The sequence below is a fragment of the Pedobacter psychroterrae genome, from assembly GCF_004331695.1.
GTDB lineage: Bacteria > Bacteroidota > Bacteroidia > Sphingobacteriales > Sphingobacteriaceae > Pedobacter > Pedobacter psychroterrae.
Genome location: NZ_SJSL01000007.1, coordinates 59,896 through 80,852, shown reverse-complemented (window position 1 = coordinate 80,852; position 20,957 = coordinate 59,896). Strand labels below are relative to the sequence as shown.

Below are 20,957 nucleotides of genomic sequence, written 5' to 3'. Positions count from 1 at the left end.
ATATTTGGATTAATGATAGCAGCATTATTATATAAATACAGTAAGTAATGAATAATCTTAGTCAAAATAAACCCGTGTCGATCCGGCCGTTCATCGGTAGTAAAACCTTTGAAAGGTCAAGAAATTTCTATAACGATTTGGGCTTCAATGAAACTGTTTTAGACACGGGGCTGTCATTATTCAGATGGGGAGAACTGGGTTTTTATTTGCAGAATGCCTATGTAAAGGAATGGGTAGACAACACCATGTTGTTCATAGAGGTTGAAAATGTACAGGAGGTCTGGGATACATTGATTTCGATGGAATTAAACATCAAATACCCTGAAGTCAGACTTGTCCCTATCAGGATAGAAAGCTGGGGACAGGAATGTTTTCTTCACGATCCTTCAGGGATACTTTGGCATTTCGGAGAATTTTCTTAGTTAAGCAAGCTACGGTGCTCCTGAGAAACAGGATGAAACAGTATGAATTTTTACAGCCTTTTACATGACAACTGACCTAACCAATGAATTGGCCACCAAGCCACATTACCCCATATTAGATGGCCTTCGTGGTGTCGCAGCAATTATCGTCGTAACCTTTCACCTGGCAGAGCCATTAGCTATCGGTAAATTAGATATTCTTGTCAATCACGGTTATCTCGCTGTAGACTTTTTCTTTTTATTGTCGGGCTTTGTGATGGGCTATGCCTATGACGACAGATGTCATAAAATGACGGTGGGCAATTTCTTCAAACGCCGTATCGTACGTCTTCAACCAATGGTGGTTTTTGGGATGACCCTCGGCGCTATCGGATTCTATTTTACAGATTCAACGATCTGGCCGCTAATTCATACTATTCCTGTCTGGAAGATGATGCTGGTGCTGCTGATCAGTTATACGATCCTGCCCATACCATTATCGCTTGACATACGTGGCTGGCAAGAGATGCATCCCCTGAACAGCGTGGGATGGTCATTGTTCTTTGAATACATTGCCAACATTCTTTATGCTATCTGGATCAGGAAATTTTCCAAAACAGCATTAACTATCCTTGTAGGTATCGCTGCTATCGCACTTGCACACCTGGCCATCACAAGAGGAGACGTCAGTGGTGGCTGGACACTGAATGTGGAACAGGTACACATAGGGTTAACCCGTACCATGTACCCTTTCTTTGCCGGTCTGTTACTTTCACGCATAGCTAAGCCTACTCGAATTAAAAATGCTTTTTTATGGTGCAGCCTTTTAATAGCTATCGTACTATATATGCCGCGCATTGGCGGCGCTGAGCATCTTTGGATGAACGGGATATATGAATCTATTTGCATTATCATCGTTTTCCCGTTTATCGTATATCTTGGTGCCAGTGGCCTGATGCAAAGTCAAAGAGAGAACAGGATATGCAAATTCTTAGGCGACATCTCTTATCCGCTTTACCTGGTACATTATCCATTGGTCTATTTTTACGTTGCCTGGGTCAGCAATAACAAAGGTGTAACGATCGTGCAGGCCTGGCCATATGCCTTACTCATTTTAATAGGGAGCGTTATTTTAGCCTATGTCACATTGAAATGGTATGATGAGCCTGTTCGCAAATGGTTGCGAAAAAAACTTGCGTAGGATCGAAATACGGTCAATATTTAGTCTTTGATTTTTATTACCCCTTTCCTGTATAAGTCCAATGCTGTTGTCAAAATGCTCATTATGGCTTTTACAGGTAAATCTTTATTGGGGTTAACTCTAAAAATTTTCATTCTCGAACGTTCACCAATTTCTAGTTGTGGATGGTCAAGGAACTTGCCTTCTACCATAAGCATGTAGGGTTCCCGCGTTTTTTTATCTGTCCACAAGTAGCAAAACATCTTTTTCTTATAGCAGAAGCAAGGCATTCCATACTTTATTGTTTCTGTGATATTAGTGTCTTGGCCAAGTATAATACTCCGTAAGGCAAGCAGGCAACTCCTGTTTGGTTCTTCTTCCTTCAAATAGTAGCTATTTAGCTCAAATTCCCGATGCATACACGAATATAGGTTCGTTTGATGAGGATACAAGAAATTCCGTTATTTTTAGGGCTGAAATAAATAATTAAAATACTTTGAAATTCATTGCGCGTAACCGTTCGATTATACTGTATGGGGTATCCTTAGCCATTTTGTTGTTGACAATGAAATGGCTGGAGTGGCGTATTGTTGTTATTGACCATGCATTTGAGTTATATGCAGGTGTCGTTGCCATATTATTTACCTTGCTGGGCATTTGGCTGGCTAATAAGTTAACCCGTCCCAAAACCAATACCGTAGTCATAGAGAAGCAGGTACTGGTCAGAACTAAAGATTTTGTCTTGAACGAAGTGGAACTTGCCCGCCTGAGTCTGAGCAAACGCGAATTGGAAGTGTTGCAATCGATGGCCGACGGGCTGAGCAATCAACAGATTGCAGAGCGGTTATTTTTATCGTTAAACACCATTAAAACCCATTCGTCAAAAGTGTTTGAAAAGCTAGAGGTGCAGCGCCGTACCCAGGCTGTCGAAAAGGCAAGGCAGCTAAACATCATTCCGTAATACAGCTCACAATTTAGTATTAAAATTACTGTTTTTATTAAAATCATCCTAAAGTATGAGGAAGAAGATGCAGCGAAAGCTCAAATTTGTAGTGTAAACTCTAAATAAAATCAACATGAAAAGAAATGTACTTATTTACGGATTGATATCGGGTATCTGCGTGGCTACCTTTATGTCCGCCTCCATTGCGTATTGCTATAATAAAAATTCCTTTGAAGGCAGTATGCTGCTTGGCTATACGGCCATGATACTGTCTTTCTCGCTAATATTTGTAGGCGTAAAAAACTACCGTGACAAATTTAGCGGTGGTGTGATTAGCTTTGGTAAAGCATTTTTGATGTCGATATACATGGCGCTCATCGCATCAACCCTGTATGTTGTTGGTTGGATGATTGCTTATTATAATTTCTTCCCTGATTTCCTAGAGAGACTCACAGCGTACCAGCTGAGTCCGACTAAAATAAACCAGATGAGCACAGAACAGGTAGCAGAGATTAGTAAACAAATAGAAATGTTTAAAGTATGGTATAGCACTCCGTTTGGCGTTGCAGGTGCTACTTACATGGAAATATTGCCTGTTGGCCTTTTAGTAGCCATTATTACAGCCTTAATCTTAAAGAGAAAAACTCCAAAACCTGAACAGCTTATTGACTAATGAATAGTTAATGCGAATTTTTTATACCTTTATTGTATGAACGATAAACAATCCTTTACCTCAATGAAGAGGTTTTTTGTAATCATTATCGTAGCTGCAATCACCTATCTATTGTTGTATTATTTTAAGGGGTGATTTTCACGCAACTTTAATCCAAATCTGTCGTTTAATAGTTGCAATGACGAGAATGCTGAATAAAGTAGCGCTATCAGGTAATACATCAAAAACTTATTGATTTGCATAAATTGGACATATGGGATTAAAAATGCGGATTACCTATCAGGATACTGACTATGTATTTGAGATTATAGATGGTAAATCGATAAATAAATACACAACTGAGTTCACCATTCTTTTTAACGGAGACCAGTTTACACTGATTAAGAACGAAAAAAATATCTGGACACTAGGGAGCGGGCAGACTGCTTTATCGGCTAATTTTGTCTTAGCAATAGGAAGATCAGTGTCCCTCCGCTACCGTATGTAATATAGCTGGAAATTCTGTGTTGTGGCGGCCTGTCGCAAATTGGCTATTAAATTGTCGTATATGACCCTGTTCAATAGCTTTTTTTACCTGCATATTTGTTAAAGTAAATCAATGTACGGTGGAGCAGCTACCACATCAAAAACGGGCGAGCCGAAAAGCCAGATGAGTAGGAATATTAAAAAAATAATGTTATGTCAGACAACACAGTTTCATTGCACAGAGTTATTAAGGCATCACCTGAAAAGGTGTATCGCGCGTTCACAGAAAGCCTGGCGATCGCTTCATGGCTGCCACCTTATGGTTTCCTTTGTACGGTGCACAGCATAGATGTTAAAGTAGGGGGTAGTTTTAGGATGTCGTTTCAAAATTTCACAACCGGTAACGGCCATTCATTTGGTGGGGAATATCTAGAGGTGAAACCTAGCGAGTTTCTGAAGTATACAGACAAATTTGACGACCCAAACCTGCCTGGTGTCATGACCACTTCTGTTTGGTTTCAAAAAACATCAGTAGGTACAGAGCTAAAAGTATTGCAGGAAGGAATACCTGATGTGATACCAGCCGAAATGTGTTATCTGGGCTGGCAGGAGTCACTGGAAAAACTGATTAAACTGGTAGAACCTGAAATACCGGATGCTTAGTACCAAACTTACTGTTATTTAATTTGTTGTCTATGTAGTTATAAGCCATTGAGATATGATACTGCAATACCTGAAACAAGAATTTGAACAGGAAACAAACAGCACCCGTAAATTATTACAGGCAGTTCCTGAAAAAGACCTCAATTATAAGCCTTCCGAAATTTCCTGGACGATGGGCCAGCTGGCCCAGCATATTGCCACCATTTACTATTGGTATGTGGGCACGCTGACTAAAGATGTTTACGATATGGCGGCCGACCATCTGGAGCGAGGTGACGTAAATGATATCAAGGCTACCCTGGCACTTTTTGAAAGTAATGTAGAGAAAGCCAGAGCTGCATTAGAGTCGCTTACCCAGGATGACCTGCAAAACAACTGGACAATGAAAGTTGGCGAAAAGGTAGTCCTTGGCCCCATGCCAAGGGGCATTGTGGCCCGTGGATTTCTTTTCAATCACATATATCACCATCGCGGCGAGATGATCGTTTACCTGCGCGCTACGGGAAACAAAGTACCGGGTTTGTATGGGCCGACTTATGAAGAAAGTTTGTAATTTAGTAGTGTTCCATAAACCCAATGATGTATACTGTGCAAGTAAGCTATGCTGTACACTCCGCCGTTTCCGGAATAAATGAGCGGCCATTCACATATATCTTCAACGAAGGCAACGATTCTTTCCTATTATTTTGGAACAATTTCAGCTAGAATGACGATGTGGAATAAAAATATGTAGTATACCTGGCTGCTATGTCATTTTGATCAGTAATCAATAAGCTAGCAAACGACCGCAGGCAATGATCCCCAACCATATGGCTATTGAAATAACAGCTGATATCTTTGCCGAAACAGGTACCAGATCAATATCCGGGTTTGAAAAATTGCCTTTACGAAAGATCAGCCTGTGAAATACCAATACATTGATTGCTGCAATAAGCAGTAAAATCATCTTTAACCAGAAAGTCGGATCCACTCCAAGTGCTTTCGAATTGGTAATAAAAAGCAATATCCCTGAGGGAAGAATTAATACTAAGCCTCTTTGCGACCAAGGCAGTAAATGCTGTGCCAGGCCAGACAGCCTTACCTGCTTTGCTGAACCTAATAGACTGAGGTCAAACATTAAAGCAGCACCAACCAATACCGTAATACCGACGATGTGGATTATTTCAAGTATGGGGTAGAGCCACATTGACTGCCTGATGAAAGCAGCCAATGAGGTGTCCTCCAGCCAGGCAAAAAGATCAGAAAGTACCAATGGCACGCTTAACGTAGTTCGTATTTTACATCAGCTACAAAGATTCGCTCGGCCCGCATTTCATCTTTTTTAGTTTTGTGGGGATAAGCGACCACCCTGACCGGCGTTCCCTTTTGGATCATTTCAGCAGTTAGACCACGATCCGTCATCCGGGAGGTAGGCGCCAGGTACACGAGGTACAACTTGCCCTTATATTTGACCCGGGCCAGGGCATGCGGGTTTTCATAAACGGATTCTTCTATCATACTTTTAAAATTGAGTACTTTCTTTTGATTGTACTCGGACCAGCCATGATGAAACCAGGCAAATGAAAGACAAAACATGCACAGTAATGCCAACGAAATGTTCTTTAAATAATTCATAATCAATAGGATTTGAATAATGAATTTAGTGAATAATTCGTTAAATTCAAAATGTCTGTCGCTTTTAGCCAACCTAACGCTTTACGATATTCAATTCCAAAACGTTCCGTTCAGGTATTGGAAAGTATTTATGTAAAAAAATCAATATCATAATTCCAGTAAGATGTTGTAATTTGGAACTATGAAATCCATTTCACGCAAAAGTTTTTTACGGTCTTCTGGTGTTGCAATGGCAGCATTACCATTTGCACTGCCCGACCTGTCCTCATTTCCTTTAGATAATTTTCCTCAGCCTTACCTGAATTCAGATAAAACTACCATCAGTATTTTCTCCAAAAACCTGCAGTGGACAAACTTCAACCACATGGCTGCTTTGGCAGCTAAAATGGGTTTTGATGGAATCGACCTGACTGTTCGACAAGGGGGGCATGTTAGCCCGGAGAATGTACTAAGGGATCTTCCTCTCGCAGTTAAAGCAATCAGGGATGCGGGAATTAATGTGTTTACCATTACTACAGACATAAAGCGGGCGGATGATCCGCATACAAGAGACATATTGAAGACGGCTGCCAAGTTGGACATCACAAATTATAGAATGGGCTGGTATAATTACAACACCGCAATTGCACCCATGGTTAATATTGACAACATCAAAAAAGACCTGAAAGCCCTGGCTACGGTAAATGAAGAATATCAGATACATGGAGGCTACCAAAACCATCATGGTCGTTTTGGTGCCCCTATATGGGACTTATGGCTGGCCTTAAAAGACCTCAACCCCAGATGGATAGGAAGCCAGTTTGACATCAGACATGCCACCCTCGATGGTGCTGAATCATGGCCGGTAAGTGTTGAGTTGATTAAAGATTACATTGCATCAATTGCTATTAAAGACTTTTACTGGAAAAATACAGGAAAGCAATGGGAAGCAATAAATGCACCCCTGGGTGAAGGAATGGTAGATTTTAAAGCCTATTTCAAGCTGTTAAAAAAACTCAATATTTCCAGGCCCATTTCAGTACACTATGAATATCCTTTGGGTGGTGCAGAATCTGGCAGCACTAAACTTACCATTGCCGAAGAAGTAGTGATTGAAAAGATGAAACTTGATCTTTCGACTTTAAAATCATGGCTGGCCGTATAACAAAGTCGTATTTAATAACTGCCTCAGATCATCCAGTGTATTGATCTCATCAGCTTTCTTATCCTTTCTCCATCGGGCAATGCGTGGAAACCTCAATGCCAGGCCTGCTTTATGCCGCTTACTTTCTGCAATACCTTCAAAAGCAATCTCAAACACCAGTTCAGGTTTTACTGTTCGTACAGGCCCGAATTTTTCTACCGCATTTTTTACTACAAAGGAGTTGACTTCTTTAATTTCCTTATCCGTAAGGCCGGAATAAGCCTTAGCTACCGTGATCAGCTTATCGCCATCTCTTACAGCAAATGTATAATCAGTAAAGAAGCTGGCCCTGCGGCCACTGCCTTTCTGTGCGTAAATCATTACGGTATCTACCGTATACGGATTGATCTTCCATTTCCACCAGTCGCCACGTTTTCTGCCGGAATGATACAATGAATCCAATTTCTTAAGCATAATACCTTCACTATTGATGTTTCGTGCATCCTGCCTGATCTCAGCAAGCTGATCCCAGTTTTTAAAATCAACAACAGGTGAAAGTGCTACCACATTTTTAGTAGCTAACGCAGCTATTACTTTTTCCAATAGCTCCCTGCGAACTGCCAGCGTATCTTCTCTGAGATCATGCCCTTGATGTTCTAGCAGGTCGTACGTATAAAAGCCGATGGGTGCATCATTTAATTGGGACTTATTGATCGTCTTCCTGTTTAGCCTTTGCTGCAAAATGCTAAAGGCCTGAACGTTGCCGTCTTTAACAGAAAGTATCTCTCCGTCCAGTACTGTACCATCCTCCAGTTCATCCAGCAAGAAATGAAGTTCGGGAAACTGCTCTGTGACCAGTTCCTCGCCCCTCGACCATATAAACAATTCTCCGTTCCGCTTTACGATCTGTCCGCGGATGCCGTCCCATTTCCATTCCGCCTGCCAGTCAGATACCGCACCTAATGAGCTTGGTTCTGCTTCCAGCGCATAAGCCAGGCAGAACGGGTAGGGCCAGGAATTGTCTGTATTGACATGAGCACCGGCTATCAGGTCTATATAGCTGATCTCTGAAGGCTGCCATTTACCCATTATGCTGTGCATGATCTTGTTGCTTTCTGTACCACTTTGTTTAGCAAGGGCGTTTACCAACATTTTATTGGAAACCCCGATCCGGAAGTTCCCGGAAATAAGCTTATTGAAGATAAAGCGTTCCTGGGTATTCAGGCTATCCCAGGCATCTAGTATAAAAGCTTTTTTGTACGCCTCGTCATTGCTATTCAAGGAAACAAGGTCATTGATCCATTCATGTAATTTTCGATTGGTAACATGTGCCGGGGGAGGCAGCACCAATGCAATTGTTTCACTCAGGTCGCCCACATTGTGATAGCTCTCTGCAAATAACCATTCAGGGATTCCACTCAGTTCTATAGCCCATTGTTTTACCAGTGCTGTATTTACAGGTCTTTTGGGCCGTTTACCGGTAAACATAGCGATCACATATGGCTTGTCAAGATCATCAGCTTCGGTGAAATATTCTGCCAGCGCAGCGATCTTATCATTTGTTTTATTGCTCATTTCAAGCTGCTGTATCAGTTCGGTAAAACGCCTCATGCCACTTCCTCCAGCTTTTCATCTTCCTCGTCATTTCCGTATTGGGTTTTTACCTCTTCCGATGCTATGCCTATTTCATTGAGGTACTTAGAAAAAGTAGCAGTATAGCCATGCGTTACATATACTTTTTCGGCTTCAGTGGCTTTAATGGCCGATAGCAGACCAGGCCAGTCGGCATGGTCACTCATGGCAAAGCCTGCATCAGCACTTCTCCACCTTCTGCCTGCACGGACTTGCATCCAACCCGAACATATTCCTGTGGCTGCATGGTTTAAGTTTTTTATCCAGCGGCCTTCAGCAAGTGCTGGTGGTACGATTACAATTCCACGTTGCAAGGTTTCCTTTTTAATATCGGCAGTGATTCTATGTGTTTCTGGTAGATTTACGCCTGCTGCAATAAACCTTTCATTTAGATTGGCTATTGAATTATGCACATAAATGTCACTGTACCCAGCAAGTCCATTTATTAAGCGCTGTGCTTTTCCTAAACTATAAGCTATCAGTACACTGGTCTTGTTGTTGTCATGATTGCCAGATATCCAGTCTTTTATCCTTTCAAAGACTGTTTCCTGTGGCTGCCATTTATAAATGGGCAGGCCAAATGTGCTTTCAGACACAAAAGTATGGCATTTTACTGGTTCAAATGGGGTACTGATGCCATCGTTTTCAGTTTTATAATCTCCTGATATCACACATACCTCACCCTTATATTCCAATCTGACCTGTGAAGATCCGATGACGTGACCTGCAGGAAAAAAGCTTATCTTTACACCATTGATGCTAATTTCTTTGTCATAGGGCAAAGTCTCTATTTTCAGGCCTTCGCCTAGTCGCTGATCTAGGACAGGCTTGGTCAGCGTGTGACATAGATAAGCATTGTTTCCCCACTTTACATGGTCAGCATGTCCATGTGTGGTTACGGCAAGGTTTAAAGGTTTCCAGGGATCTATATAAAAGTCCCCCTGTTTGCAATAAATGCCTTTGTTGGTGAAAGTGATGAGTGCCATTTCCTAACAACATCTTTTAGCTACCTAAAGTTTTATCCACTATAGAGAATGGAACGATAGCATGCCAGCTTTGGATTAATATAAAAAAATCGAAAATGGATAGAACATTGATCAATCTTTTATAGATCTGCATACCTTGAAAGGATCTACAAAAGTACAACCAGAGCAGGATCGGCAAGGAAAGAAGGCTGGGGAATATGTTAAAAAACTATCTGGTAGTGTGCATGTAACATTTCTTTGTTACTTTTACCAAACTAATGTTTATCCATGCCCAAAATACTGAGATTTTTACTTCTTGTCGTAGTTCTTTTATCTTTTTGTAAGCCATCATCAGCTCAAAATAAATTTACCCTTAGTGGGAATGTAACCGACTCTGAAACAGGGGAGACGCTGATAGGGGCAAGTATCAGGCTCAGCGGAACGCTTAACGGGGGAGCAGTAACCAATTCCTATGGCTTTTATTCAGCCAGTATGCCATTGGGCGACTATGAACTTTCTGTAAGCTTTATAGGCTACAACACTGTGCGGCAGACTATATCCATAACCAAAGACACCAAGTTGAATTTCATTCTTATCGAAGATAATAAGCTGGATGAGGTGGTGATTTCGGCTACTAAAAGGGATGAAAACATTAGCAGTGCACAAATGGGGCTGCAAAAAGTGAATGTTCGGGAGATCAATAGCGTGCCGGTACTGTTCGGCGAACGTGACGTGCTGAAAACTTTGCAGCTGCTTCCGGGTATAAAATCTGCAGGGGAGGGAAATAGTGGGTTTTATGTAAGGGGCGGTGCCACAGACCAAAACCTCATTCTCCTAGACGAAGCGCCTGTATACAATGCCTCACATCTGCTTGGATTTTTCTCCACTTTCAACTCCGATGCCATCAAGGATGTCAGTGTTTACAAGGGCGGTATGCCGGCACAATATGGGGGCAGGCTGGCATCAGTCCTTGATATCAAGATGAACGATGGAAACCGCAAGGAATATACCGCTGAAGGTGGGCTAGGCCTGATTTCCTCCAGACTAAAGGTAGAGGGGCCGATTGTGAAAGACAAGGGCTCTTTTATGGTCAGTGGGAGAAGAACTTATCTGGATGCATTTCTCGCGTTTGCCCCGGACAGTGCAATCAGCAACAATACACTGTATTTTTACGATCTCAATGCCAAAGCAAATTATCAGCTGGATGAAAAGAATACGCTGTTTCTTTCTGGTTACTTTGGAAGGGACAAACTTGGCATTGCGGACTCTTTCGGGTTTAACTGGGGGAATTCAACTGTCACCCTGCGCTGGAACCATTTGTACAGCAACCGACTTTTTTCTAATACATCGTTGATTTACAGTAATTATAATTATGTAATTCAGAATTTGTCTGAAGACAACAATTTTGAGGTCAACTCCTCGATCAAGGATTTCAATCTCAAACAAGATTTTGAATATAGTTTAAGTAATAAGCATAACCTGAAATTTGGTGTTAATGCCATACATCATACCATTGCACCTGGTAAGCTAACATCTTCAGGTTCGTCCAGTGTAAATCAAACCAACTATGAGGATCGCAAAGGCATCGAACTAGCTACATACCTGTCTGATGAGTGGACGGTGACCGAAACGCTGAACCTCGTTTATGGACTTCGGCTGAGTAGTTTTTCTTTACTCGGTCCGGGAAATATAAAGTCCTATGACGAGGATGGAAATATCACCGCTACCGCGCCCTACAAGTCCGGTGAATTTGTTAAATCCTATCTTAATCTGGAGCCAAGGATATCCGCTAGTTATCAACTATCACCTTCCAGCTCTATTAAAAGTGCGTACACCAGGAATATCCAGAATATCCACCTGATGTCTAATTCTACTTCAACTTCACCGACGGATCTTTACATCATGAACAGTAACAATGTGAAGCCTGAAATCGCTGATCAGATCGCTACCGGATACTTTCGTAATTTCAACGATGACAAATATGAGTTCTCGGCCGAGATTTACTATAAATGGATGCAGAACCAGATTGAATACCGGAGCGGAACAGATTTGAGAGGAAACGCAAATGTAGAAGCTGACCTTCTTTATGGAGACGGGCGCGCATATGGATTGGAGCTGTTCCTGAAGAAAAGGTTTGGAAAGTTCAATGGCTGGATTGGTTATACCTGGTCAAAAACGGAAAGACTCTTTGATGGAATCAATGATGGTAGGTGGTTTTATGCAAAGCAAGACAGAACACATGACCTTTCATTGGTAGGAATATACAAAGCTGGTCCTCGCTGGACATTCTCGTCGGTTTTTGTATACAATACAGGAAATGCGGTGACATATCCGAGTGGGAAGTATCAGATCAATGGGCGTACCGTGTTTTATTATACAGAAAAGAATGGATACAGAACACCTGCATACCACAGACTGGACGTAGCAGCTACGCTTGAAGGTAAGCCTGGGAAGAAACTTCAGTCGAGCTGGTCTTTCGGCATATACAACCTGTACAACAGACAGAATGCCTTCTCTATTGATTTTGAGGACGATCCTGATGATTTAACAAGAACAAGAGTAACTCAGACTACATTATTTGGAATAATACCTTCCGTAACATGGAACTTTAAATTTTAATTCATGAGACTTACCTATACATTTTTAACGGGCTTATTCGCCGCCGTGCTTTTGCTCACAAGTTGTGAGAAAATAATCACACTGGAACTGGACAACGCGGGTGCTGCCGTAGTGATCGATGCAGGATTGAGTGATCAGGGTGAAATTCAGGTAGTAAGATTATCCAAGACCTATGACTTTACGCAGCCCAATAAATTTAACGGGGCTTCTGGTGCTACGGTTGTTTTAACATCCAATACCGGAAATGTTGTGAACTATACGGAAGTAGAACCTGGAATATATAATAGTCCGAGAATTCGCGGGAGGTCGGGAGTAAAATATACGCTAACAGTTAATCTGGAAGGTAAAACCTATATTGCCACTTCCACTATGCCTGATAAAGTGCATATAGATTCGTTAACTTTTAAAGACTATAATTTCTTCGGGGAGAAAAGCAGGTTCGTCGATGTCAATTATCTTGACCCGCGGGGTGCACCAAACTATTACAGGTATATACTCAGAGTAAAAGGAAAAATTGAAGAGGATGTTGTTAGTGAGGACCGGTTTAATGATGGTAACGAAGTGGCCAATACGATATTCTATGACCTCAGCGATTTAGAACGTGACGATCAGATAGATGTGGAATTCTTGTGTATAGACCGAAATGTATATCGGTATTTTTATAGTTTGTCTCAAAATATGGGTGGAGGTGGCCCGCCGATAGCGCCAAGTAATCCGCCATCAAACTTCAGTAATGGTGCATTGGGAGTATTCAGTGCCTACACTTCTAGCCGCAGGACTGCCACGATACCGGACTAAAAACAGGTTACCGACCAGCTCCGTTCCCAGCTATCGTCTGGAGGCAAAGTAATGATACCTTCCTTGTCCTTCAGTTGCTGGTTGTGATTTATTCCGTCAGCAATTCCACACCAGGCCTCCAGGCATACAAAGTCTGCATGCTTGGCAGCCCAGATCCCAAAATAGGGAAAATCTTTAAAATGATAGTGTATTCCATGATCATTCTGCGTGTTGCGCAATGAGATCTGGTCACTTTTGAGTGCTTTAAAAACCAGGGCATCTTCATAGAAAAGTTTATGCTGCAGTGGCAGGATATTGTTTTCAAGAACTATCGTTAGGGTTTCATTGTCAATAAGATCGTTGTTGATTTTATGGTAAGTGAGTGTACTATCGTTGTTGAACTGAAGGTAATAATCATTGTACTTTAAGCCAGCGGTAACGGGCGTAGCAAAAGCCGGATGGTTGCCATATGAGAATAGAAGGTGTTTGTCGGCAGGGTTTATAACTGTGCAGGTGCAGGTAAGTTCTGCACCTGAAATTTTATAATGCAGTTGTAGTATAAACTCAAAAGGGTAGCTCTTTAGGGTTTCTTCGTCCTGGTTTAATGTAAACAACACTTCGGTTTGATTCAATTGCTCAACCTTAAATGTTTTGTCTCTTGCAAAACCATGCCTGGGAAGTTGATATTCCTTTCCATCAAAATAATAAATACCATCTTTTAGGGCTCCTATAACGGGGAAAAGGACCGGGCTATATTTACCCCAAAATTCCGGATTTCCGCTCCACATATATTCCAGGTTGTGTTTTTTGCTTTTAAGGCTTTGAAGTTCGGCACCTTTGGCTGCAAAATCAGCACTTATATATTCATTTTCAATAGTGATCATAATGGCTTTATAAGTTGCTAAATTAAATAAAAACAATGAATACCAATTGTCGGCTTTGTTAGGTTGATTTAATTGTTTAAGTTTATATTAACAAGGTGGAAATTTGTTTGAGGATTTATAATTCTCCAACCTTGCAGGGACTTTTATGAATCTTGATGTAAAGTTGGCAAAAATAACAGGATGGTTACTTAGCAGACCTAAACTAACCGGTTTTTTTGTCTTTTTGTTTTTACTGCTGCTGATCGGCCTTATTACCAATCAGCGGTATAAAATCGTTAAAGAAAATGAGCACCGTGAGATGCTCAGCATATTGAATGTCGTTAAGCAGAACATTGAACAATCTCTCAAAAATAGTTATACGGCTGCCCTGACTTTGGCTTTGACCATTGATGATAAGGGAGAACCTAGGAACTTTGAGGCAGTTGCCGCCCAGTTAATCAGCACCAATACCAAATTTAAGGCTGTTCAGCTGGTGCCCAATGGAATCATCAAATACATCTACCCGCTAAAGGGTAATGAAGGCGCATTAAATTCAAATGTATTCATTGCAAAAAAAGATAATAAATACAGGGCATATTCGTCAGTAAAAAACCGAAAAATGTACTTCCTGGGTCCTGATAAGTTATTGCAGGGCGGGATAGGCATCGTGGGGAGACTGCCTGTATATATGGAAAACAAGTTTTGGGGTTTTTCCGCCGTTGTCATTAATCTTAATACATTCCTGAGTGATGTTGGCGCATTGAATGTGAAAGATAAAAGATTTTATTTCCAGTTTTCCAAGTTTAACATTACGAGCGGCAAGGAGGAATTTTATCTGCCAGGGAATACAGATTTAAAAAATAGTAGTTATGAAACGGCAATTTTTCCTGATGGAAACTGGAGGTTGTATATTGTTTCCAGTGATGACCATAATGCTATTATCCAGGTTTTGTATCCTTTGTTACTTGGGCTTTTCCTTGCTGTGATATGTGCTGTACTGGTGACAAAGCTTTTAAAGAAACCAGCCGAACTACAGCGCCTGGTAGATCTTCAAGCGGTAAAGTTGCTGGAAACAGAAGTAAAGTTTAAGACCATATTTGATGAAGCTGCGATTGGTATTGCAGTGGTAAATTCGCGGAATGGCAATTTTTTGCAGGTTAACAAAAAACTGTGCGAAATCCTCGGTTATAATGAATATGAATTAAATGATCAGAGCCTGCAAAGCGTTACTTATCCTGATGATATAGCATCGGAAATTGATAAAATAACCAGTCTGAGGCTGGGTTTGATTACTGAGTTCAGGATGCAGACCAGATATATCCATAAAGAAGGTCATATAAAATGGGCCAATATAGTCGAAACTCCCTTATGGAATGAAGACGAACAGCCAAAAAGCAATATTTTGATCATTGAAGATATAACAGACCGTAAAGCTGCGGATGACCTGGTTAATGAGCAAAATAAACGGTTGCTGAACTTTTCCTATATCGTATCACACAACCTCAGATCACACGCGAGTAACATACAGGCTATCACCAATCTACTAGAGATCACAGAATCTGAATCGGAGAGAAAGGAAATGGTAGATCTGTTAAAAACTGTCTCAGGGTCGTTGAATGATGCCATGTTAAACCTGAACAAAGTAGTCAATATTCAGACAAGCATAGATGTCTCCACTGAACCCCTAAACCTGTCAGTTTTTATCAGAAAAACACTGGATATCTTAAATGATCAGGTGGTTTTGAAAAAGGCAGTTATCAAAAATAATGTGCAGGATAGTATAATGGTCAATTACAATCCTGCCTATCTGGAAAGTATTTTATTGAATTTTATTTTTAATGCGATACGGTATAGTCATCCTGACAGGGCTCCGGAAATAGATCTGAGTACATTCATTGATGGGGGACAAATCGTGTTTCAGATAGCAGATAATGGTGTAGGAATAGATCTGGCCAAGCATGGAGATCAATTGTTTGGAATGTACAAGACATTCAATGGAAATCCGGACTCAAAAGGAGTGGGCCTGTTTATTTCAAAAAATCAGATAGATGCCATGGGGGGTAAAGTCCTTGTAGAAAGTACCCCTGCTAAGGGAACCAAATTTATGATCTATTTTAAATAGTCCGATTTAAGGTTTTTTTGCGGCTTCCTCTTCTTTTGCTTTCTTTTTAAAGAATCCCCTCAGCAGAAAATTATGCTGTAAAGCTTCCAGGTTTTCATCCAGCTTCTTGCTGCTGGTTTCTATGTTTTGCATGATTGCTTTTACTTGTTCACCTGTTTTCTGATCATTGAGCAAGATACCGACAGCATTGTCCGGCTGATTAAATTTAGCAGAGGCCTTGTTTAGGTTTTCTGTCATCAAAGCAGCAGCATTTGCTGTTTTCTGCAATTCTGATACTGATGCTTCCAATTTTGCAAATACAGCGGTGTCGGTCAATAGTTTATCTGCCAATCCGCCTTTTGTATTCAATGTCTTGGTAAAAGCATCCAGTTCTGTCGCCATCTTGTTTGCTGATGCAGTAGTGTTCCTTAGGTTTATTACAATCGCTTTAAAATCTTCAGCAATCTGCTGATCAGTTAGTAAAGCACCTACGGTTCCTTTACCTTCTACCAGGCTTTTGGCCAGTATTTTAAAATCGGAAGTTACGTCTACCAGGTTCTTGTTGTTTACCTGAAAGGTTTTCATGATATCGTCTGTAGACAGGGTAGTATTCACACGCAGACGATCGCCGTCCTCTACAAATGGAAACTTAGGTGTTCCTCCATTGATCACAATAATTTTATTACCAATCAATCCATCAGAGCTGATGCTTGCTGAAGCATCCTTATGGATATACTTGTGGGCTTCTTCTTCTATATTTAAAAGAACCTGCACCTGTGAGTTTCCATAGAACTGGATTTTCTTGATAGTCCCAATTTTAACTCCGGAAAACCAAACGTTATTGCCTGTTTTTAGTCCTTGTATGTCATTGAAAATGACGTCTACTGTAAAACTTTTAACAAATGCTTTTTTCTGACTTCCTAATGTAAAAACACCTAATATAAAGATCGCCAGGCCTAAAAGGATGAATGCTCCTACTACTATTTTGCGGCGATTGTCTGTTACCTGCATAATTTCTATTGAATAAAATTGTAATCGTAAAATGGTTTTACCCGTTCGTCGTTTGTGTTAAATACCTCGTCAAAAGTCCCCTGGCGTTCAAATTTGCCATCCAGTAGCATGGCTACTCGGTTGCCAACGGCTTTTGCACAAGTTAAATCGTGCGTGATAATTATGGAACTGGTATTAAAGCGCTCCTGTACCTCGTTGATCAGACTATTGATCTCCAGGCAGGTAATGGGGTCAAGACCTGCCGTTGGTTCGTCATAAAGCATAATTTCAGGCCTAAGGATCAATGTTCTTGCTATTCCTATCCGTTTCCTTTGTCCGCCTGAAAGTTCGGAAGGCATTTGATTGATGGTGCTCAGCAGGCCTACGGCATCCAGCATTTCTTCTACAGCACTGTTTACTTCCCCTTTAGTAAGTTTTCTCTGATTACGCACCAGTGGAAACTTGAGGTTTTCTCTTACAGTCATACTGTCATACAAGGCGCTGTTCTGAAAAGAAAAGCCAACTTTTAGCCTAAGTGCCAGCAGCTGTTTGTAAGTAATCTGATCCACTATTTGATTCAGTACTTTCACTTCTCCGCTGTCAGGTGTGAGCAGGCCCACTACTATTTTGATCAATACAGATTTACCGGTACCCGATTTCCCCAGTACTACCAGGTTTTCACGATTGTATAAATCCAGGTCCACACCTTTTAGTACGTGATAGTTTCCAAAGGATTTGTACAGCCCTTTGATCTCTATTACTTTTTCCAGATCTGATGTTGCTTTCTTTTTTTCCATAACTTAAGTTCTGAATAAGCCAAAAAACTGGACTGAGATCACCTCTTCTATAAAGATCAGGAACATACCGATTACCACCGATGCATTGGCAGCTTTTCCTACACCCTCTGTACCTTTTGACGAATTATAACCCTGATAGCAACCCACCATACCAATGGTAAAGCCAAAGATTATTGCTTTGACCGTAGATGCCGTAATATCGAGAAATGTGATGGATTCTAAAGATGACTGAAAGAATAGTTTAGCACTGGTTCCTTCACCCATAGAAACGTTTAATAAAGAGCCAAGCATTCCTACCAGGGCCGTGTAAAAGGTAAGGATTGGGATGGTTATCGTGGCAGCGAGTACCCTGGTGGTAACTAGGAATTTAAATGGATTGGTAGCAGATACTTCCATGGCATCTATTTGCTCTGTTACCCTCATAGATCCCAATTCAGCCCCTATACTTGATCCTACCTTTCCGGCAGCGATTAATGAAGTCAATAAGGGGGCCAGTGTTCTGAGTAATGCGATTCCTACCAGAGAAGGGAGCCATGACGTGGCCCCAAATTCTGCAAGAGAGGGTCTTGACTGTTTGGTGAATACTACACCGGTGATAAAACCTGTCAGGGATATTAAGGCAAGCGAGCGGTAACCAATGTCATAACATTGCTTCATCAGTTCTTTTCCTTCATAGGGTGGCAGAAAACCTTCCTTAAAAAAACGCCCTATGAACTGGAAAACATCATACAGTGTGATAAATATCCTGAATAGCCTTCCCGGACCTTTAATTTCTTTTTGAATTGTCAGGTCTTCAGCTTTTGTGTCCATTTATGTGGCTTAATCTCATTACAGTCTGTTTATAATCTCTGCGGCCCAGTTTGTTTATGAACAGCGAACACTCCCCATCAAATTATGCGCCATTTTATAAATAATCACCTGGTCGCTAACAAAAATGGTATTGATGTGAAACTCTGTTGATGTTTCACTATGTATTTGTTACTATTTACCTCCTGGTGGGCAGTTCTTTTGCAAAAACTGAGTATATGTCAGTGCCAAATGTTCAGAAGTTCCCATTCCTTCATTGATGCTGTGTGTCCTGTTTGGGTAAGCCATCATTTGAAATACTTTTCTGTTTTTGATCAGCTCATTGATCAGCATCTCTGCATTCTGATAATGTACATTGTCATCCCCTGTACCATGGATATATAGTAAATTTCCCATCAGGTTCTTGGCATAGGTTACCGGTGAGCCCTTAATGTAGGCCTCTTTTGTTTTTAATGGTGAACCCATATAACGTTCCTGGTATATGTTGTCATAGGTCAACTGATTGCCTACAGCAGCTATGGCTATTCCTGTTTTATAAATTTCAGGATACTGGAACATCAGGTTTAAAGTAGATGAACCGCCGCCGCTCCAGCCCCATACCGCAACCCTGTCTTTATCGACGAAAGGCCATGTAAGGATTTTTTTTGCTGCCATCGCCTGATCGCGGATATTTAATGTACCTATGTTCTGAAAAATACTTTTGCGCCATTCTCTGCCTTTAGGCGCAGGAGCACCCCTGTTTTCAATGGATATATAGATATATCCGTCTTTAGGCATGTCGCCGGCATACAGAAAATTTCTGCCTGCACCATAGGTGTCTGTCACAGTTTGTGCGGCAGGTTCTCCGTACACATAAAATACAACGGGATATTTTTTTGTCTGATCAAAATTGTCAGGTTTCTTCATCCAGCCATCCAGTTCAATGCCATCTTCAGTAGTTACCTTAAAGAATTCAACTTTATTTTTTACAGGCCTTACGGTGCCAAGCTGATTGGTAATGCTGCCCTGCATTGTCAGGGGATTTAAGGTAGTCATTTTCATCCACTCCGTCAGCGGAGGTATGGAAGCACTTTGATAAGTATGGCGTGCAAAAATGCCATTAGGGGAAATATCATACGAGTGGGTACCCGGAAGAATAGAGGGTGTTACCATTTCAGCCTTGGCACCACCGCTCAACTTTGTTTTGTACAGGTATTTTTGAGTGGCATTAGCAGGGGAGGCCATAAAATACAACCATCCTTCTTTTTCGTCGGTGAAAGTTTGTTCTATTACATCATAATCGCCTTTTGTGACCAGCGTCTGCTTTTTTCCATCTCTGCTGATCCGGTAAACATGTCTCCAGCCATCTTTTTCGCTGGTCCATAAAAACTCCTTGCCTTGGTTTATCCACTTCCAGCCTTTAGCCGCATCGATCCATGCCTTGTCAGTTTCACTGTAGATATTTGTAACGGCCCCTGTTGCTGCATTGGCCACGAAAAGTTTGCTCACATTCTGTTCGCGGTTCAATTGCTGTAAAATTACCTCGTTACTGGCAGGTATCCATTCCAATCTAGGGATGTAGTTTTGTACCTGATCGCCCGGTACCTTCAGCCAGTTTGTTTTTGCTGTTGCGATGTCTACAATGCCAACTTTACAGGAAGAAGGATCTTCTCCAACCTTTGGATATTCTACAGGAATGGTATATGAATAATTGGAATCTGTATTATTGATCATTAAAAAGTTTTTAATTTTCGAAGCATCAATCTGCCAGTAGGCAATAGATTTTCCATCAGGGCTCCATCTGAAGCCATCTCTGCAATCAAATTCTTCTTCGTATACCCAATCAAAAGTTCCGTTGATCAACCTGTCTGTGCCGTCGGTAGTTAATGCTTTGCTGGTGCCAGCCGCCAGATCGTCCACATACAGGTTGTGGCCACTTACATAAGCTACTTTATTTCCATCAGGAGAGAACTTGGCAAACATCAGTGAAGATACAGGCTTGTCTTTCCCTACCTGTACAATCTTATTGGTTTTTAGATCAGCTACGTAATAGTTGCCGCGCGTTTCATAGCGCCATACCTTCATGCTATTTGTATAGAGCAACACCTTAGTGCCATCTTCGGAAATCTGAAAATCTTTAATATTGCTAAGCCCGGCATTGTTTCCGGCTGAATAAAGTGCATCTCGGTCTATCACATTTCGCTGCTCACTTAGTGGTAAACTTATCGAAACCAGCTCTCCGCTGCTGATCTGATAATAAGAATTTCCATCACTGGCCCATTTAATTTCCTGTGCGCCAGCTTGTCCACAAAAGCCTGTTAATAAGACCAGGGCCAGCTTAAAAAAGATGTTTCTGAAGTTCATT

The 20,957-nt window shown here is 41.2% G+C and carries 21 protein-coding genes; 11 read left to right on the top strand and 10 right to left on the bottom strand.

Going from position 1 to position 20,957, the window contains the following annotated elements:
• Positions 1-47 precede the first annotated feature (47 nt).
• Together EZ437_RS18585 and EZ437_RS18580 are read left to right on the top strand one after the other, a co-directional pair.
• Positions 48-422 (top strand): VOC family protein, encoded by a 375-nt coding sequence (locus EZ437_RS18585; RefSeq protein WP_131597576.1) that lies wholly within the window; start codon positions 48-50, stop codon positions 420-422.
• 64 nt (positions 423-486) lie between these two features.
• Positions 487-1,602, top strand: a complete 1,116-nt coding sequence (locus EZ437_RS18580) for an acyltransferase family protein (protein WP_131597575.1) — start codon at positions 487-489, stop codon at positions 1,600-1,602.
• Between the two features lie 20 nt (positions 1,603-1,622).
• On the opposite strand, the gene EZ437_RS18575 is transcribed toward EZ437_RS18580, so the two are convergent.
• Positions 1,623-1,967 (bottom strand): DUF1801 domain-containing protein, encoded by a 345-nt coding sequence (locus EZ437_RS18575; protein WP_225869621.1) that lies wholly within the window; start codon positions 1,965-1,967, stop codon positions 1,623-1,625.
• Between the two features lie 110 nt (positions 1,968-2,077).
• On the opposite strand from EZ437_RS18575, the gene EZ437_RS21980 reads away from it, so the two are divergent.
• The 5 genes from EZ437_RS21980 to EZ437_RS18550 all read left to right on the top strand — a co-directional run bounded on the left by EZ437_RS21980 (position 2,078) and on the right by EZ437_RS18550 (position 4,878).
• Positions 2,078-2,542, top strand: a complete 465-nt coding sequence (locus tag EZ437_RS21980) for a response regulator transcription factor (protein WP_205942751.1) — start codon at positions 2,078-2,080, stop codon at positions 2,540-2,542.
• Positions 2,543-2,657: 115 nt separating this feature from the next.
• A complete protein-coding gene (locus tag EZ437_RS18565; RefSeq protein WP_131597573.1) occupies positions 2,658-3,197 on the top strand; it encodes a DUF4199 domain-containing protein in 540 nt (179 codons plus the stop codon).
• 253 nt (positions 3,198-3,450) lie between these two features.
• Complete coding sequence (locus EZ437_RS18560) at positions 3,451-3,684, top strand: hypothetical protein (RefSeq protein ID WP_131597572.1); 234 nt, start codon at positions 3,451-3,453, stop codon at positions 3,682-3,684.
• Between the two features lie 191 nt (positions 3,685-3,875).
• Entirely contained in the window at positions 3,876-4,325 is a 450-nt protein-coding gene (locus tag EZ437_RS18555) for an SRPBCC family protein (RefSeq protein ID WP_131597571.1), read from the top strand.
• Between the two features lie 55 nt (positions 4,326-4,380).
• A complete protein-coding gene (locus EZ437_RS18550) occupies positions 4,381-4,878 on the top strand; it encodes a DinB family protein (protein WP_131597570.1) in 498 nt (165 codons plus the stop codon).
• Positions 4,879-5,091: 213 nt separating this feature from the next.
• Here EZ437_RS18550 and EZ437_RS18545 read toward each other — a convergent pair whose 3' ends face one another.
• Together EZ437_RS18545 and EZ437_RS18540 are read right to left on the bottom strand one after the other, a co-directional pair.
• Positions 5,092-5,583, bottom strand: a complete 492-nt coding sequence (locus EZ437_RS18545) for a DUF6644 family protein (protein WP_205942750.1) — start codon at positions 5,581-5,583, stop codon at positions 5,092-5,094.
• 2 nt (positions 5,584-5,585) lie between these two features.
• Positions 5,586-5,939, bottom strand: a complete 354-nt coding sequence (locus tag EZ437_RS18540) for a DUF6152 family protein (protein WP_131597569.1) — start codon at positions 5,937-5,939, stop codon at positions 5,586-5,588.
• Positions 5,940-6,120: 181 nt separating this feature from the next.
• Here EZ437_RS18540 and EZ437_RS18535 point away from each other — a divergent pair, with 181 nt between their 5' ends.
• Positions 6,121-7,083, top strand: coding sequence for a sugar phosphate isomerase/epimerase family protein (locus tag EZ437_RS18535; protein WP_131597568.1), 963 nt, complete (start codon positions 6,121-6,123; stop codon positions 7,081-7,083).
• On the opposite strand, the gene EZ437_RS18530 is transcribed toward EZ437_RS18535, so the two are convergent.
• Entirely contained in the window at positions 7,066-8,673 is a 1,608-nt protein-coding gene (locus EZ437_RS18530) for an ATP-dependent DNA ligase (RefSeq protein WP_131597567.1), read from the bottom strand. The two genes, EZ437_RS18535 and EZ437_RS18530, sit on opposite strands and share 18 nt — an antisense overlap.
• The gene (locus EZ437_RS18525; protein WP_131597566.1) at positions 8,670-9,680 is read right to left on the bottom strand and encodes a ligase-associated DNA damage response exonuclease; all 1,011 of its coding nucleotides are present in this window, start codon (positions 9,678-9,680) and stop codon (positions 8,670-8,672) included. Before EZ437_RS18525 ends, EZ437_RS18530 begins: the two co-directional genes overlap by 4 nt.
• Before the next feature lie 267 nt (positions 9,681-9,947).
• On the opposite strand from EZ437_RS18525, the gene EZ437_RS18520 reads away from it, so the two are divergent.
• Positions 9,948-12,278, top strand: coding sequence for a TonB-dependent receptor (locus tag EZ437_RS18520; RefSeq protein WP_131597565.1), 2,331 nt, complete (start codon positions 9,948-9,950; stop codon positions 12,276-12,278).
• 3 nt (positions 12,279-12,281) lie between these two features.
• On the top strand, positions 12,282-13,076 hold the full coding sequence (locus tag EZ437_RS18515) for a DUF4249 domain-containing protein (protein ID WP_131597564.1): 795 nt from the start codon (positions 12,282-12,284) through the stop codon (positions 13,074-13,076).
• Here the strand turns inward: EZ437_RS18515 and EZ437_RS18510 are convergent.
• Positions 13,073-13,939, bottom strand: a complete 867-nt coding sequence (locus tag EZ437_RS18510; protein WP_131597563.1) for an aldose 1-epimerase family protein — start codon at positions 13,937-13,939, stop codon at positions 13,073-13,075. The two genes, EZ437_RS18515 and EZ437_RS18510, sit on opposite strands and share 4 nt — an antisense overlap.
• 145 nt (positions 13,940-14,084) lie before the next feature.
• Between EZ437_RS18510 and EZ437_RS18505 the strand changes: the two genes are divergently transcribed.
• Positions 14,085-16,040, top strand: a complete 1,956-nt coding sequence (locus EZ437_RS18505) for a PAS domain S-box protein (RefSeq protein WP_131597562.1) — start codon at positions 14,085-14,087, stop codon at positions 16,038-16,040.
• 6 nt (positions 16,041-16,046) lie between these two features.
• Here EZ437_RS18505 and EZ437_RS18500 read toward each other — a convergent pair whose 3' ends face one another.
• From EZ437_RS18500 to EZ437_RS18485, 4 genes are all read right to left on the bottom strand, one after another.
• On the bottom strand, positions 16,047-17,030 hold the full coding sequence (locus EZ437_RS18500) for an MlaD family protein (RefSeq protein ID WP_131597561.1): 984 nt from the start codon (positions 17,028-17,030) through the stop codon (positions 16,047-16,049).
• Between the two features lie 5 nt (positions 17,031-17,035).
• Entirely contained in the window at positions 17,036-17,806 is a 771-nt protein-coding gene (locus EZ437_RS18495; RefSeq protein WP_131597560.1) for an ABC transporter ATP-binding protein, read from the bottom strand.
• A gap of 3 nt (positions 17,807-17,809) precedes the next feature.
• Positions 17,810-18,616 (bottom strand): MlaE family ABC transporter permease, encoded by an 807-nt coding sequence (locus EZ437_RS18490; RefSeq protein ID WP_131597559.1) that lies wholly within the window; start codon positions 18,614-18,616, stop codon positions 17,810-17,812.
• A 171-nt stretch (positions 18,617-18,787) separates the two neighbouring features.
• Positions 18,788-20,956, bottom strand: coding sequence for a S9 family peptidase (locus tag EZ437_RS18485; RefSeq protein ID WP_131597558.1), 2,169 nt, complete (start codon positions 20,954-20,956; stop codon positions 18,788-18,790).
• Between the last annotated feature and the right edge of the window lies 1 nt (position 20,957).

Bases quoted from the DNA above. Each gene is read 5' to 3' on its own strand.
- EZ437_RS18585 (WP_131597576.1), top strand. From the start codon at position 48: ATGAATAATCTTAGTCAAAATAAACCCGTGTCGATCCGGCCGTTCATC.
- EZ437_RS18580 (WP_131597575.1), top strand. From the start codon at position 487: ATGACAACTGACCTAACCAATGAATTGGCCACCAAGCCACATTACCCC.
- EZ437_RS18565 (WP_131597573.1), top strand. From the start codon at position 2,658: ATGAAAAGAAATGTACTTATTTACGGATTGATATCGGGTATCTGCGTG.
- EZ437_RS18560 (WP_131597572.1), top strand. From the start codon at position 3,451: ATGGGATTAAAAATGCGGATTACCTATCAGGATACTGACTATGTATTT.
- EZ437_RS18555 (WP_131597571.1), top strand. From the start codon at position 3,876: ATGTCAGACAACACAGTTTCATTGCACAGAGTTATTAAGGCATCACCT.
- EZ437_RS18550 (WP_131597570.1), top strand. From the start codon at position 4,381: ATGATACTGCAATACCTGAAACAAGAATTTGAACAGGAAACAAACAGC.
- EZ437_RS18540 (WP_131597569.1), bottom strand. From the start codon at position 5,939: ATGAATTATTTAAAGAACATTTCGTTGGCATTACTGTGCATGTTTTGT.
- EZ437_RS18535 (WP_131597568.1), top strand. From the start codon at position 6,121: ATGAAATCCATTTCACGCAAAAGTTTTTTACGGTCTTCTGGTGTTGCA.
- EZ437_RS18530 (WP_131597567.1), bottom strand. From the start codon at position 8,673: ATGAGGCGTTTTACCGAACTGATACAGCAGCTTGAAATGAGCAATAAA.
- EZ437_RS18525 (WP_131597566.1), bottom strand. From the start codon at position 9,680: ATGGCACTCATCACTTTCACCAACAAAGGCATTTATTGCAAACAGGGG.
- EZ437_RS18520 (WP_131597565.1), top strand. From the start codon at position 9,948: ATGCCCAAAATACTGAGATTTTTACTTCTTGTCGTAGTTCTTTTATCT.
- EZ437_RS18515 (WP_131597564.1), top strand. From the start codon at position 12,282: ATGAGACTTACCTATACATTTTTAACGGGCTTATTCGCCGCCGTGCTT.
- EZ437_RS18510 (WP_131597563.1), bottom strand. From the start codon at position 13,939: ATGATCACTATTGAAAATGAATATATAAGTGCTGATTTTGCAGCCAAA.
- EZ437_RS18505 (WP_131597562.1), top strand. From the start codon at position 14,085: ATGAATCTTGATGTAAAGTTGGCAAAAATAACAGGATGGTTACTTAGC.
- EZ437_RS18500 (WP_131597561.1), bottom strand. From the start codon at position 17,030: ATGCAGGTAACAGACAATCGCCGCAAAATAGTAGTAGGAGCATTCATC.
- EZ437_RS18495 (WP_131597560.1), bottom strand. From the start codon at position 17,806: ATGGAAAAAAAGAAAGCAACATCAGATCTGGAAAAAGTAATAGAGATC.
- EZ437_RS18490 (WP_131597559.1), bottom strand. From the start codon at position 18,616: ATGGACACAAAAGCTGAAGACCTGACAATTCAAAAAGAAATTAAAGGT.
- EZ437_RS18485 (WP_131597558.1), bottom strand. From the start codon at position 20,956: ATGAACTTCAGAAACATCTTTTTTAAGCTGGCCCTGGTCTTATTAACA.